The organism is Pseudorhizobium endolithicum (assembly GCF_902153245.2).
Taxonomy (GTDB): domain Bacteria; phylum Pseudomonadota; class Alphaproteobacteria; order Rhizobiales; family Rhizobiaceae; genus Neorhizobium; species Neorhizobium endolithicum.
This window is the reverse complement of the sequence record NZ_CABFWF030000012.1, coordinates 656,998-671,251: the sequence shown is the minus strand read 5'-3', so window position 1 is coordinate 671,251 and position 14,254 is coordinate 656,998. Positions and strand designations below refer to the sequence as shown.

Sequence of the window (14,254 nt, the reverse complement as noted above, 5' to 3'; positions counted from 1 at the left end):
GCCTGGGGATGAGGTCTCGCCCCATTCTATCGCATCTCGCCACGCGCCAAAAACAAGCAGATCGAAATCCCAAAAACACACAAAACAAAACCCGCCGAAAAATCGACGGGTTTGTCAGCGGTCTGAGGGCCCGCAGCGATGCGGGGCTTCTTTGTTCAAGAGGGGCCGGCTCTGGCCTTCGCTTGGAAGTCGAGGATTAGGCGCTCTTTAGCTTCTCGAACCGCTTGCGCTCGTTCGGATCAAGATAGAGCTTGCGGAGGCGGATAGATTTCGGCGTGACTTCCACCAGTTCGTCATCCTGGATCCAGGACAGCGCGCGCTCCAGCGTGAACTTGATCGGCGGCGTGAGCTTCACGGCTTCGTCCTTGCCGGCGGCACGGATGTTGGTGAGCTTCTTGCCCTTCAGCACGTTCACGTCCAGGTCGTTATCCCTGGAATGAATGCCGATGATCATGCCTTCGTAGACCTTCTCTCCGGCATCGATGATCATCGGACCGCGGTCTTCGAGGTTGAAAAGGGCATAGGCAACGGCTTCCCCGGATTCGTTAGAAAGCAGCACTCCGTTGACGCGGCCACCGATCTCACCCTTGTACGGCTGGTACTCGTGGAACAGCCGGTTCATGACCGCCGTGCCGCGGGTATCGGTCAGCAGTTCCGACTGATAGCCGATCAGGCCGCGGGTCGGCGCATAGAAGCGCAGGCGAACGCGGTTGCCGCCCGAGGGGCGAAGCTCGACCATCTCGGCCTTGCGCTCCGACATCTTCTGCACGACGACGCCGGAATGCTCCTCGTCGACGTCGATGACGACTTCCTCGACGGGCTCCATCATCTCGCCGGTCGCTTCGTCCTTGTGCATGACGACGCGCGGGCGCGACACGGCGAGCTCAAAGCCTTCTCGACGCATGTTCTCGATCAGCACGGCAAGCTGAAGCTCACCGCGGCCGGAGACATAGAAGGAGTCCTTGTCGGCGGATTCTTCGATCTTCAGCGCGACATTGCCTTCCGCTTCCTTAAACAGGCGGTCACGGATGACGCGGCTCGTCACCTTGTCGCCCTCGGTGCCGGCAAGCGGGCTGTCATTGACGATGAAGGACATGGTCACGGTCGGCGGGTCGATCGGCTGTGCAGCCATCGGCTCCGTGACGGACGGATCGCAGAAGGTATCTGCGACGGTACCCTTCGAGAGGCCTGCGATGGCGACGATGTCGCCTGCATGGGCTTCCTCGATGGGCTGGCGCTCAATCCCGCGGAATGCGAGGATCTTGGAGATACGGCCCTGTTCGATAAGCCTGCCGTCCTGGCCGAGAACCTTGACGGCCTGGTTCGGCTTGATCGAGCCCGAGGCGATGCGGCCGGTAATGATGCGGCCGAGGAAGTTGTTGGCCTCCAGGATCGTGCCGATCATGCGGAACGGGCCTTCCTCGACGGTAGGCTCGGGAACGTGCTTGAGCACGAGGTCGAGCAGCGGTGCCATCCCTTCGTCCTGCGGACCTTCGGGATTGACGTTCATCCAGCCATTGCGGCCCGAACCGTAGAGGATCGGGAAGTCGAGCTGCTCGTCCGTGGCGTCAAGGTTGGCGAACAGGTCGAAAACCTCGTTCAGTACTTCCTCGTGACGACCGTCCGGGCGGTCGATCTTGTTGATCGCGACGATCGGCTTCAGGCCGACCTTGAGCGCCTTGGAGACCACGAACTTCGTCTGCGGCATCGGGCCTTCAGAACTGTCGACCAGAACGATCGCGCCGTCCACCATCGAAAGGATGCGCTCGACTTCGCCGCCGAAGTCGGCGTGGCCGGGGGTGTCGACGATGTTGATGCGGTGACCCTTCCACTCGATCGAGGTTGCTTTCGCAAGGATCGTGATACCGCGCTCTTTTTCAATATCGTTGGAATCCATCACGCGTTCCATGACGCGCTGGTTCTCTCGGAAGGTGCCTGACTGCTTCAGAAGCTCGTCAACAAGCGTCGTCTTTCCATGGTCAACGTGCGCGATAATCGCGATGTTGCGGATTGCCATATAGTATATCTCTGGGTTCGGGGGCGCTACTTGTGGGAGGAGGGCGCCAATTTCGTTGGCGCCTCATACCCGGTTTTTCGCAAATGCGAAAGAGGGGAGCCCCTATTCTTGCGGAACAGCAGTTATGCACTTGCCTCAGGCGTCGCTGCCCGAAAGCTCCTCGACCATTGCCAGCCCCTTCTTGCGCAGCATCGCATGCGGGTCCGGCAGCTTGCCGCGAAAGGCCTTGTAGGCCTCCTCCGGATCGATCGAGCCGCCGACCGAGTAGATATTGTTCTTCAGCTTGCGCGCCATGACGGGATCGAAGGCATCTCCGGTTTCCTCGAAAGCGGCGAACGCGTCGGCATCGAGCACTTCCGACCACATGTAGGAATAATAGCCCGCCGAGTATCCGTCGCCGGAAAACACGTGCTGGAAGTGCGGCGTCGCGTGACGCATCACGATCGACTGCGGCATGCGGATCTGGTTGAGCACCTCGGCCTGTACCTGCATCGGGTCGTCCACGGCGTCCCTCGTATGAAAAGCCATATCCACCAGCGCGGAGGACGTGAACTCCACGGTCGCGAAACCGGCATTGAACGTCCGCGCCGCGAGCACCTTGTCGAGGAGCGTCTTCGGCATCGGTTCGCCCGTCTCGTAGTGGACCGCGTATCTCTCCAGGATTTCGGGGATCGTCAGCCAATGCTCGTAGAGTTGCGAGGGCAGTTCCACGAAATCGCGTGCCACGCCCGTTCCGGAGACAGACGGATAGGTGACGTTGGAGAGCATGCCATGGAGCGCGTGCCCGAATTCGTGGAACAGTGTGCGTGCATCGTCGAGCGACAAGAGCGCCGGCTTGCCGGCGGCAGGCTTGGCAAAGTTGCAGACGTTGTAGATGATTGGGATCTCGCCCTTCTTGCCGTTCTTCAGCGGCAGCCTGTGCTGCGACTGAAGGGAACTCATCCAAGCGCCGGAGCGCTTGGATGACCGAGCAAAGTAATCGCCGAGGAATAGCGCCTTCAGCCCACCCTGCTCGTCATGGACTTCGAAGACGCGCACGTCCGGGTGGTAGGCCGGCACGCCCGCCACCTCCCTTACGCGGATCCCGAAGAGCCGCTGCGCCACATCGAAACAGGCCTCGATGATCTTCTCGAGCTGGAGATATGGCTTGAGCTCGGATTCGGAGAAATTGAAGGTCCGGTGGCGCAGCTTTTCCGCATAGAAGCGCCAGTCCCAGGGCATCACCTCGTGGTTGCCCCCCTCTTCCGCGATCAGGCCGGCAAGGCTTGCCTCCTCTTCCAGTGCTCGCTTGCGGGCCTTTTCCCAGACCGCCATCAGCAGGTCGTTCACCGCTTGCGGCGTCTTCGCCATGGTATTGTCCAGCTTGAAGGCGGCAAAGCTGTCGTAGCCCAACAGCTTGGCGCGCTCGATCCGCAGGGCCAGCGTCTCCTTCACGATCGCAAGATTGTCCGTCTCACCGCCATTCGCACCGCGTGCAGCCCATGCCTTGAACGCCTGCTCCCGCAGATCCCTGCGTTCCGAAAAGGTCAGGAAGGGCTCGATGATGGAGCGCGACAGCGTCACCGCGTAGCCGCCCTCATGCCCGCGGTCGCGGGCCGCCGAGGCCATGGCGTCGCGCAGGAAGGGCGGCAGTCCCGCAAGCTCCGCCTCCTCCGTCAGGAGCAGTTTCCAGCTCTTTTCGTCCGCCAGCACGTTCTGCCCGAACCGGGCGCCGAGACCGGCGAGCTTCTCGTTGATGGCTGCCAGCCGTTCCTGCTCCACCTTGGGCAGTTTGGCGCCGGTGCGCACGAATCCCTTCCAATGGCGTTCCAGGACGCGCATTTCCTCGACAGTGAGCCCGAGGCTGTCGCGCGTCTCCCAGAGGCCATCGACGCGCCTGAACAGCGCCTCGTTCATGGCGATCTTCGAATAGTGCCGCGACATCTTCGGCGCGATCTCCCGCTCCAGCGCCTGGATCACCTCGTTGGTATGGGCGCCGGCCTTGTTCCAGAACAGTGCCGAGATCCGGGACAGCTCGTCGCCTGCGATCTCCAGCGCGACGATGGTGTTTTCCATCGTAGGCTCGCGCGGATCGGAAGCGATGTCGTTGATTTCGGCATCATGTTTGGCCATCGCAGCATCGAACGCCCCCGCGAAATTCTCGTCCTCTATCAGGTCGAAGCGCGGCAGGCCTTCGTGCCCGGTCCAGTCGATCAGGGCGGGATTGATGTGAAGCTGCGGCATACGGAATTCCTTCGTGATGATCTGCGCGCGGTGCGCGAAAAGGTGGCCATGCTCCCTATCTGGGATATGACGGCGCCCGTGCAACCCGCAACCTGTTCCGAAGGGTTCTGGCGGAAACGCAGGGACCCTGCAAGGCTTGCCTGATGGCTGAAACGGAGTATGTCTTTCCCGACCGCCGCCTGCACCGATGCGACGTCGTGCAGACCACCTGATGCAGTTCTACCGGCAAGCTCTGCCGCTTGCCCTCCCTGGCACATGATGAAAGCCGACAGTCCCCAGCCCACCCCCAGGATGACCGCGCGCCGGACATCGCTCCTCGGCGCGGTTCTGACCGCCCTCGGACCGGTCTCAATGGCAATCTACACCCCGGCGATGCCGGAGCTCGTCGAAGCCTTCTCCACCAGCGAAAGCGCGATCAAGATGTCGCTCTCGCTCTATTTTGCGGGCTTCGCCGTGGCGCAGCTGCTGGCCGGGCCTGCTTCCGACGCCTTCGGGCGGAAGGCCGCGACGATCGGCTTCCTGCTTGTCTACCTCGTGGGTTCGGTCCTTGCCGCCATGGCGCCGGACATCGGCTGGATCCTGGCCGGCCGGTTGATCCAGGGCGTAGGGGCCTCCGTCGGGATCACCGTCGCGCGCGCGGTGGTGCGCGACCAGTTCGTCGGCAGGGAAGCCGCGAGCATCATGAACCTGATCGCCATCATGCTGACCGTCGCTCCCGCTATGGGACCGACCCTCGGAGGGCTGTCGCTCGCCGCCTTCGGCTGGAGATCGGTTTTCCTGCTGATGCTGGGCTTCGGCCTGATCTCCATCGGCAGCGTGCTTTTCTTCCTGCAGGAAACCGGCCATCCCGACCGGTCACGGTTGAGGCCGGCAAGACTTCTGTCCGGCTATGCGGAGGTCCTGTCGAACGCCCGCTTCGTGCTGGCATCGCTGGTGATCGGCGGCTCCATCGGAGCGCTTTACGCGCAATCGACCATGCTGCCCTTCGTTCTCATCAACGAAGTGGGACTGACGCCGACGCAGTTCGGCATCGGTATGCTCGTGCAGACGGGCTCCTACCTCGCCGGCTCGCTCGTCCTGCGGCTGCTCGCCCGGCGGATATCCGGTCACCGCGCCGTGGTAGCCGGCCTCTGCTTCTCCGGAACCGGTGGCCTGGTCATGGCTCTTTCGGTGGCGATGCTGGCCCCGAGCTTCCTGTCGATCATGCTGCCGGTCGGCATCTGCACCTTCGGGATCGCTTTCATCAGCCCGCACATGATCACCGTCGGGATGGGGCCTTTCCCGCATATCGCGGGCTCCGCCTCCGCCATGATGGGCTTCATCCAGATGAGTTCCGGCTTCCTCGGCGGCTTGGCCGCGGCTCTGCTCGGGGCGCCGCTCCTCGCCTTCGGCACCGTCATCCCGTTCATGGAATTCGCTGCGGTCGGCAGCTATCTCGCCTATCTCGCCATCGAACGGCGGATGTGAAGAACCCGCCGGCGCGGCTGCGGCGGCGGGTTCCGGGGATGTCAGGTAAGCTCAGCCTTTCAGGTTGCGCTTGGCAAGGGTGCGCAGGCGCAGCGCATTGAGCTTGATGAAACCCGCGGCATCCTTCTGGTCGTATGCGCCCTGGTCGTCCTCGAAGGTGACCAGCGTGTCGGAATAGAGCGACTTGTCGCTCTCGCGTCCGATGACCATGACATTGCCCTTGTAGAGCTTCAGCGTCACTTCGCCTTCCACATGCTCCTGGCTCTTGTCGATCAGCGCCTGCAGCATTTCGCGCTCCGGCGAGAACCAGAAACCGTAGTAGATGAGCTCCGCATAACGCGGCATCAACTCGTCCTTGAGATGCGCGGCACCGCGGTCGAGCGTGATGGATTCGATGGCGCGGTGGGCTGCAAGAAGGATCGTGCCGCCGGGGGTCTCGTAGACGCCGCGGCTCTTCATGCCGACGAAGCGGTTTTCCACGAGGTCGAGACGGCCGATGCCGTTGTCGCGGCCGTAGTCGTTGAGCTTGGCGAGCAGCGTCGCCGGGCTCAGGCGCTCGCCGTTGATCGAGACGGCATCGCCCCGCTCGAAACCGATGTTGATGACCGTCGCCTTGTCCGGAGCGGCCTCCGGCGAGATCGTGCGCATGTGCACGTATTCCGGAGCTTCCTGGCTCGGATCTTCCAGCACCTTACCCTCCGATGAGGAGTGCAGCAGGTTTGCGTCGACCGAGAAGGGGGCCTCGCCCTTCTTGTCCTTGGCGACGGGAATCTGATTCTTTTCGGCGAAATCCAGGAGATCCGTCCGGCTCTTGAACGACCAGTCGCGCCACGGCGCGATGATCTTGATGTCGGGGTTCAGCGCATAGGCCGAAAGTTCGAAGCGCACCTGGTCGTTGCCCTTGCCGGTTGCGCCGTGGGCGATCGCGTCGGCGCCGGTCTTTCTGGCGATCTCGATCAGGTGCTTGGAAATGAGCGGACGTGCAATCGAGGTGCCGAGCAGATAGACGCCTTCGTAGACGGCATTGGCGCGGAACATCGGGAAGACGAAGTCGCGGACGAACTCCTCGCGCACGTCCTCGATGAAGATCTCCTTGATCCCCAGCATCTCCGCCTTCTTGCGTGCGGGCTCGAGCTCCTCGCCCTGGCCGAGGTCGGCGGTGAAGGTCACCACTTCGGCGCCGAGTTCGGTCTGCAGCCATTTGAGGATGATGGAGGTGTCGAGGCCGCCGGAATAGGCGAGAACGACCTTCTTTACGTCTGTGGGAAGTGCCATTGTGATCGGGTCCGTCCGCGAGTGGCGATGGGCATGCCATCGATGCTTGGAATGCGGGGACTTTTAGCGTGTTTGCCGGGAGGCGCAAGATGCGCCACCGCGCTCCTGTCGCTTGCCCATGCAGAGGCAGGTCGATTGGCAGGTGGCTCGAAGCCGGTTAAGGATGGCCGATCGCAATCCGTCTCCGGTGTCCCATGGATTTCCTGCCTAGCCTGCCCACCCTTCTCGCCTTCACGGCCGCCAGCCTGCTGCTGGCAGTGACGCCCGGTCCTGACATGACGCTGTCGATCAGCCGCGCGCTGGCCCAGGGGCGCGGACCCGCCCTCTTCGTCGTGGTCGGAACCTCGACCGGTATCCTCATCCATACGCTTCTGGTGGCCTTCGGCATTTCCGCGCTGATTACGGCCTCGCCGACCGCCTTCTTTATCCTGAAGACGGGCGGCGCCGGCTATCTGCTCTGGCTCGCGATCCAGGCCCTCCGCTCAGGCTCGAACCTTTCGGCCGAGAAGGTCGAAGGCGTAAAAGGATCGGCGCTCGTCAATATCTCGACCGGGCTCTGGGTCAATCTCCTGAACCCAAAGGTCATCATCTTCTTCATGACCTTCCTGCCGCAGTTCGTCACCGCAAGCGATCCGGATGTCACGCAGAAGCTGATCTTCCTCGGCGTCTTCTTCATCCTCGTCGGATCGCCGGTCAATGTCATCGTGATCCTGCTAGCGGACAAGCTTGCCGACTGGCTGCAGGCGAACCCGAAGGTCCTGCGCGGAATCGATTATACCTTTGCCGGAGTCTTCTCGGTCTTCGCGTTCAAGATCTTCATGACGCAGGCACGCTGAGCCTCAGCCGATCAGCAGCGCGTCGTCATCCAGCGTCTCGCCGCGCATCTTGCGGAACATGGCGATCAGGTCCTCCACCTGGAGGTCCTTGCGATTGTCGCCGCTGACGTCGAGGACGATCTCCCCGCCATGCAGCATGATCGTGCGATGACCAAAGTCCAGCGCCTGGCGCATGGAGTGGGTGACCATCAGGGTCGTCAGCTTGCGCTCGGACACGACACGCTGGGTGAGCTTCATGATGAACTCGGCCATGCCGGGGTCCAGGGCGGCGGTATGCTCGTCGAGGAGCAGGACCTCTGATCCCGCCAAGGTCGCCATGACCAGCGAAACGGCCTGCCGCTGCCCGCCCGACAGAAGGTCCATGCGGTCCTTCATCCGGTTTTCAAGGCCCAGATTGAGCTCCGCGACCCGCTCGCGGAAACGCTCCCGCCGATTGGGTCCGAGCGCTGCCGCAAGCCCCCGTCGTTCTCCCCGCCGTGCGGCAAGCGCAAGATTTTCCTCGATCGACAAGGCGCCGCAGCTGCCGGTCAGCGGGTCCTGGAAGACGCGCGCCACGAGACCGGCCCGTGCAGCCGTCGGCTTCCGCGTCACGTCGGTCGTACCGACCGTGACCTTGCCCTCGTTCGGCAGCACGTCGCCCGCCAGCACGCCGAGCAGCGTCGACTTGCCTGCACCGTTCGAGCCGATGACCGTGACGAAGGAGCCCTGCTCGATCGTCAGGCTCACACCTTTCAGCGCTTCCTTCTGGAGAGGGGTTCCCTTGCCGAAGGTGACATGGATGTTCTTGAGGTCGATCACGATCTGGCTCCTCCGCGACGCAGGTGCGGCAGGATGAGCGCCACTGCCACCAGGACGGCAGTCACCAGGTTGAGGTCGGAGGCCTTCAGCCCCAGCGCATCCGTCGAAAGCGCAAGCTGGATGGCGATCCGATAGAGGATCGAGCCGACGATACAGCCGATGAGCGCAAGCAGGATGCCCCGGGCGCCGAACAGCGTCTCGCCGATGATCACCGCCGCCAGGCCGACGACGATCGTGCCGACGCCGGACGTGACGTCGGCAAATCCATTGGTCTGGGCAAACAGTGCGCCGCCGAGGGCCACGAGCGCATTCGACAGCGCCAGCCCAAGATAGACTTGCCTGCGCGTATCGACGCCCTGGGCGCGCGCCATCCGGGCATTGGCGCCGGTCGCCCGCATGGCCAACCCGGCATCGCTTTCCAGGAAGCGCCAGACTAGGATCACCGCGATCACCACCAGCACGCCGACGAACAGCGGCCGCACATAGACTTCCCGCAGACCGAGGCCGAAGAAGGGGCTGAGCATCGTGTCGGCATTGATAAGTGCGACATTCGGCTTGCCCATCACCCGCAGGTTGACCGAGAAGAGCGCGATCATCGTAAGGATGGAGGCAAGCAGGTTGAGAATGCGGAAGCGCACGTTGAGGAAGGCGGTTACCAGGCCAGCCAGCGCGCCGGCAACCATCGCGATCGCTGCCGCAAGCCAGGGATTGAAGCCCGTGGTGATCAGAACGGCCGCTACCGCCGCGCCGAGCGGGAACGAGCCGTCCACCGTCAGGTCGGGAAAATCGAGAACGCGGAAGGTAAGAAACACGCCGATGGCAACGAAGGCAAAGACCAGCCCCAGTTCCACTGCGCCCCAAAAGGCGATCTGACTCAGCACCTTCGTGCTCTCCTGCTTTGTCCGCCGCAGGGCGCCGGATGATGTTGTTCAGGGTGCCGGCGCTGGATGTGCCGACACCCGCAGATGTGCGGCAGCTTACTCGATGACGCGGGTCGCGCGCGACAGGACGGCGTCGGAGAAGCTGACGCCCATCTTCTCCGCGGCCGTCTTGTTGATCACGAGGTCCGTGCCGGCAGCAACCTTGACCGGGATGTCGCCCGGAGCCTCGCCCTTCAGCACGCGGACGACGACTTCACCGGTCTGCTTGCCGACGTCGAAGTAGTTGAAGCCGAGTGCTGCAAGCGCACCACGCGGGACCGAGTCCGTGTCGCCGGCGAACAGCGGCAGCTTTGCCTCTTCGGCCACGCCGACGGCTGCCTCGAATGCAGAAACGATCGTATTGTCGGTCGGGATGTAAAGGACATCAGCCCGTCCGACGAGCGCGCGTGTGGCGCCCTGCACCTCGGCAGACTTGGTCGCGACGGATTCGATCACCTCCAGGCCCGCCTTGGCAGCTTCTTCCTTGAGAGCCGCAAGCGTGGAGACGGAGTTGGCTTCCGCCGTGTTGTAGATGAAGCCGATGGACTTCGCGTCCGGCGTGATCTCCTTGATCAGGGCCACATGGTCGGCCACCGGAGACATGTCGGATATGCCTGTCACGTTGCCGCCCGGCTTTTCCATATCCTTCACGAGCTGTGCGCCAAGCGGATCGGAGACGGCGGTGAACACCACCGGGATGTCGCGCGTCGAGGATACGACAGCCTGCGCAGAAGGCGTCGAGATCGGCACGATGACGCTCGGCTCCTCGCCGACGAACTGGCGCGCGATCTGCGCGGCCGTGCCGGGATTGCCCTGCGCAGACTCGTACAGGAAGGTCAGGTTTTCGCCTTCCTTGTATCCGGCTTCGGCCAGTGCCTCCTTGACGCCGTCACGGGCGGCATCAAGCGCGGGATGTTCGACGATTGCGGTCACCGCAACGGTGACCTCCTGGGCCTTGGCCGGCACGGTGAGGGCTGTCGCCGCGGCGAGGGCGAGAATGAGATTGCGCATGTTCTCCTCCAGAGATCGCTTCTTTCTGCCAGATCTCTTATGGAGCCATAGAACCGAAATCAACCGGATGTTGACAACGAAACCCGAGGATCAATCATCCTCGCCGTGGCCGGCGATCATCATCGCCTCGAAGGCGAGGCGCTCCGTCTTGCGCATGCGCTCTGATTCCGACTTCAACTGTCCGCAGGCCGCAAGGATGTCGCGGCCGCGCGGCGTGCGGATCGGCGAGGCATAGCCGGCCTGGTTGATGAAGTCGGCGAACTTCTCGATCGTCGCCCAATCGGAGCACTGGTAGTTGGTGCCCGGCCACGGGTTGAACGGGATCAGGTTGATCTTCGCGGGCACCCCCTTCAGGAGCCTCACCAGTTCCTTGGCGTCTTCCAGGCTGTCGTTGACATCCTTCAGCATCACGTATTCGAAGGTGATGCGGCGGGCGTTCGACAGGCCGGGATAGGCGCGGCACGCCTCGATCAGTTCCTTCAGCGGATACTTCTTGTTGATGGGTACCAGCATGTCGCGCAGCTCGTCGCGCACCGCATGCAGCGAGATCGCCAGCATGACGCCGATCTCCTCGCCGGTGCGGTAGATTTCCGGGACAACGCCGGAGGTCGAGAGTGTGATGCGTCGCTTGGAGAGCGACAGGCCGTCACCATCGGACGCGATCAGCAACGCCGTCTTCACCGCCTCGAAGTTGTAGAGGGGCTCGCCCATGCCCATCATCACGATATTGGTGATCTTGCGGTCGCTCGACGGGATCATCGCCCCCTGCGGCGCCTCGCGATCCGGGAAATCGCCGAGTCGGTCGCGAGCCAGCAGCAGCTGCGCCAGGATTTCCTCCGCCGTCAGGTTGCGCACCAGGCGTTGCGTACCGGTGTGGCAGAAGGAACAGGTGAGCGAACAGCCGACCTGGCTGGAGATGCACAGCGTACCGCGGCCCTCTTCCGGGATGTAGACGGTCTCCACCTCGACCGGACGACCGGCACCGCGCGGCGGAAAGCGCAGGAGCCACTTGCGCGTGCCGTCGTTGGAGACCTGCTCCTCCACCACCTCCGGCCGGGCGATGGTGAAGTGCGTCTTCAGCATCTGCCTCATGTCCTTGGCGACGTTGGTCATCGCATCGAAATCGGAGACGCCGCGGACATAGAGCCAGTGCCAGAGCTGGCTGACGCGCATCTTGACCTGCCGCTCCGGCACTCCCTTGGCGATCAGCGCCTCGGCCATCTCCTCGCGCGAGAGGCCGATCAGCGAGGGCTTTGCGCCCATGAGCTCGGGTCGCGCGACGAGCGGTGCCTTGACCGCGGGTTCGAGAACGGCTTCGGAGACTGACATTGCATTGTCCTGTTCAAACGCATGCGCCCGCCGCGGCGGAGGCTGATCGGGCATGTTGTGCTTGAGATTTTCGTGCCGGCTCGCTTCTCCGGCGGATCTGCGGGCGGCACATACCATCAAATCGTGGCTGCGTCACCAGTCTTCAAGACGCAGGAAAGGCCGGTCTTCCAACCGGCCTTTCAGACAAGTTCGATGGCGCAGGGCCTATTTGCAGGATTCGATCTGCTTGAGCGCTGCAGAAATGCCGGACAGCGAATAGGAATAGGAGGTGCTGGTGCCGCGCCCGGAGGTCGCCTTGACGGTCATTTCCGAACCGCCCTTCATCGCCGCGACGAGTGCGGGCTCCTCGGCAGCGTTCTCCACCCAGGCGGCCTTGTCCTTGGTGAACATGACGAAGGTCTTGCCGTCGATGGTGACGTTGACCTTGGAGTTCGACTGCAGCGCATACCCCATCATCGCCTGCGGCTCATAGGAGATATTTTGTCCGGGCCGCTGCGAGACGATGAAGAAGATATCCCCGTGGTCGACGTTGGCGGGCTCCTTCGCGGTCGGCACGGACAGGACGTAGCAAACGGTGCCGCTGGAGGCCTGGTAGGAATAGGCGCCCCAAGCCTTGAACTGCTGGATGCGGGTGGGGGACTGGGCGAATGCGACGCCGGCCGCGGCCAGCACGAAAGTCACTGCGGTTGCTACGGTTTTAACAGACATGGTCTCCTGCCGCTCTCTATTCTGAGCCCATTGGGCAAGCCTGGTCAGGCATCATCACGATTCGGTTTAATTTGACTTAATTGCGGTTACCAAACCGTCAACGGCGTCCGATGAAGTGCAACCTACCCGAACCCGCATGAACAGGACCTTTACGACGATCGGCGCCACGCAGCCAGCCACAGAGCGAAGGATTAGGGCGAGAGTTTGTCTTGCGATCGCGGCCGTCTGCGTCCTCCGGGCAATGCGGGTCCCGACGGGCGGCAATCACCGTGCCGCCGGTTCTCCATCCGCCTCCTGGGCGAGTGCCCGGTCTGCCGCGTCGTAGTGCCGATCTGCAATGTGTCCCTGGATCATCCGCAAGGCCGCTGCGATCACGGCGACATCATCGGTGAATCCCACCAGCGCAAACACGTCCGGCAGGAGATCGAGAGGGAGGATGAAATAGGCGAGCGCCGCGAGCAGCACGCCGCGCACGCGGGTCGGCGTCCTTGGATCCATGGCGCAGTAATAGGCGGCGACGAGGTCACGGCTGAAAGGAATATTTGCCGCCGCGCGCTTCAGCTTCGGCCAGAACTTGGCGCGAACCTGCTTCTCGCGCCGATCCTGCGTTTCCTCGTCCCCCGGCAGGAGGATTTCCCCGATCTTTACATCATCCATAGGCAAATCTCGTCCCGAAACATCCGTTTCTATGTGGGGCGGGGGGCGGCGGACTTCAATCGCCGCGACGGGCGGCGCGGTCCATCGCCCGTGCCAGCTTGAAATCCTGTACCGTCAGCCCCGAGACGTGGTGGGTGGTGAGCGTCACGTCCACGCGGGAGTAGACGTTGAACCATTCCGGATGGTGGTTCAGCCGCTCCGCCACCAGGGCGCATTCAGCCATGAAGCCGAATGCCTGGCTGAAAGTCCTGAACCGGAAGCTCCTGAAGATAGCGGCTCCGTCCTCGCGCAACGTCCAGTCTTGGAGCGTTTCGAGTTCCCCTTCGATGGCCTGCGGGGACAGCTTCTCCGGAGACATCACCGCTCCCCGTCAGATGAAGCTCTTCATGGGCTCCACGGAAGACCAGTTCGTCCCGGTTCCCACTTCGTGCAGGTCGAAGGCCTCTTCCGTCAGGTAGGGACCGCCGCCGACCGATTCCTTCGAGGACATCAGCACGAAACGGGACACCTTGAACGGCAGGGTATGGAAGTCGCCGCGCCCCGACAGGTAGGTGACGACATCCTCCAGCCGGCAGGTCTTCAGACGGGCCAGTGTCACATGCGGCATGAACTTGCGCGGATCCGGCGGCAGCCCGATCCGCTGGCAGATACGCTCGATCTCGGCCTGAAGCGCCGACATCTCTTGGGAGGGAGATACGCCCGCCCAGATGGAGTGCGGCTTCTTCGACCCGAAGGAGCCGATGCCGTTCAGGCTGATCTGGAATTCGGGCCGCTCGATCCGGTCCAGCCGGTCGACGATCTCGTCGGCCGTGCGACCGTCGACGTCGCCGATGAAACGCAGGGTGATGTGATAATTCTCGACATCGATCCAGCGCGCTCCGGGAAGCCCGCCCCGAAGAAGCGAGAGGCTCATGGCGATGTTGCGCGGAATTTCGAGGGCGGTGAAAAGTCTCGGCATTGCGAACCTCCTCGAATCTCTTGCGATTGGTAACAGCGAATCACGGGCGCCGGTT

13 protein-coding genes are annotated in these 14,254 nt (G+C 62.9%); 2 read left to right on the top strand and 11 right to left on the bottom strand.

Going from position 1 to position 14,254, the window contains the following annotated elements:
• Positions 1-196: 196 nt before the first annotated feature.
• Both typA and RTCK_RS13125 read right to left on the bottom strand, forming a co-directional pair.
• Positions 197-2,017, bottom strand: coding sequence for a translational GTPase TypA (gene typA, locus RTCK_RS13130; protein WP_142593099.1), 1,821 nt, complete (start codon positions 2,015-2,017; stop codon positions 197-199).
• A gap of 135 nt (positions 2,018-2,152) precedes the next feature.
• Positions 2,153-4,240, bottom strand: a complete 2,088-nt coding sequence (locus RTCK_RS13125; RefSeq protein WP_142593098.1) for a M3 family metallopeptidase — start codon at positions 4,238-4,240, stop codon at positions 2,153-2,155.
• A gap of 291 nt (positions 4,241-4,531) precedes the next feature.
• On the opposite strand from RTCK_RS13125, the gene RTCK_RS13120 reads away from it, so the two are divergent.
• Positions 4,532-5,707 (top strand): multidrug effflux MFS transporter, encoded by a 1,176-nt coding sequence (locus tag RTCK_RS13120; protein ID WP_142593129.1) that lies wholly within the window; start codon positions 4,532-4,534, stop codon positions 5,705-5,707.
• A 51-nt stretch (positions 5,708-5,758) separates the two neighbouring features.
• Here RTCK_RS13120 and RTCK_RS13115 read toward each other — a convergent pair whose 3' ends face one another.
• Entirely contained in the window at positions 5,759-6,982 is a 1,224-nt protein-coding gene (locus RTCK_RS13115) for an argininosuccinate synthase (RefSeq protein WP_142593097.1), read from the bottom strand.
• 194 nt (positions 6,983-7,176) lie between these two features.
• Here RTCK_RS13115 and RTCK_RS13110 point away from each other — a divergent pair, with 194 nt between their 5' ends.
• The gene (locus RTCK_RS13110; protein ID WP_142593096.1) at positions 7,177-7,818 is read left to right on the top strand and encodes a LysE family translocator; all 642 of its coding nucleotides are present in this window, start codon (positions 7,177-7,179) and stop codon (positions 7,816-7,818) included.
• A gap of 3 nt (positions 7,819-7,821) precedes the next feature.
• On the opposite strand, the gene RTCK_RS13105 is transcribed toward RTCK_RS13110, so the two are convergent.
• From RTCK_RS13105 to thpR, 8 genes are all read right to left on the bottom strand, one after another.
• A complete protein-coding gene (locus RTCK_RS13105; RefSeq protein ID WP_142593095.1) occupies positions 7,822-8,616 on the bottom strand; it encodes an ABC transporter ATP-binding protein in 795 nt (264 codons plus the stop codon).
• The gene (locus RTCK_RS13100) at positions 8,613-9,494 is read right to left on the bottom strand and encodes an ABC transporter permease (protein WP_142523021.1); all 882 of its coding nucleotides are present in this window, start codon (positions 9,492-9,494) and stop codon (positions 8,613-8,615) included. The genes RTCK_RS13105 and RTCK_RS13100 overlap by 4 nt, the downstream gene beginning before the upstream one ends.
• A 99-nt stretch (positions 9,495-9,593) precedes the next feature.
• Positions 9,594-10,547 (bottom strand): ABC transporter substrate-binding protein, encoded by a 954-nt coding sequence (locus RTCK_RS13095; protein WP_142593094.1) that lies wholly within the window; start codon positions 10,545-10,547, stop codon positions 9,594-9,596.
• Between the two features lie 90 nt (positions 10,548-10,637).
• Complete coding sequence (gene rlmN / locus RTCK_RS13090) at positions 10,638-11,810, bottom strand: 23S rRNA (adenine(2503)-C(2))-methyltransferase RlmN (RefSeq protein WP_408004542.1); 1,173 nt, start codon at positions 11,808-11,810, stop codon at positions 10,638-10,640.
• Between the two features lie 270 nt (positions 11,811-12,080).
• Positions 12,081-12,584 carry an invasion associated locus B family protein gene (locus RTCK_RS13085; protein ID WP_142522612.1) on the bottom strand — a complete coding sequence of 168 codons (504 nt, stop codon included), beginning with the start codon at positions 12,582-12,584 and terminating at the stop codon, positions 12,081-12,083.
• 264 nt (positions 12,585-12,848) lie between these two features.
• Positions 12,849-13,241 (bottom strand): YkvA family protein, encoded by a 393-nt coding sequence (locus RTCK_RS13080; protein WP_142593092.1) that lies wholly within the window; start codon positions 13,239-13,241, stop codon positions 12,849-12,851.
• Positions 13,242-13,296: 55 nt separating this feature from the next.
• Positions 13,297-13,599: a 4a-hydroxytetrahydrobiopterin dehydratase gene (locus RTCK_RS13075; RefSeq protein WP_142593091.1), complete on the bottom strand. Its 303-nt coding sequence runs from the start codon at positions 13,597-13,599 to the stop codon at positions 13,297-13,299.
• Between the two features lie 12 nt (positions 13,600-13,611).
• Entirely contained in the window at positions 13,612-14,199 is a 588-nt protein-coding gene (gene thpR / locus RTCK_RS13070; protein WP_142522615.1) for an RNA 2',3'-cyclic phosphodiesterase, read from the bottom strand.
• Positions 14,200-14,254 lie beyond the last annotated feature (55 nt).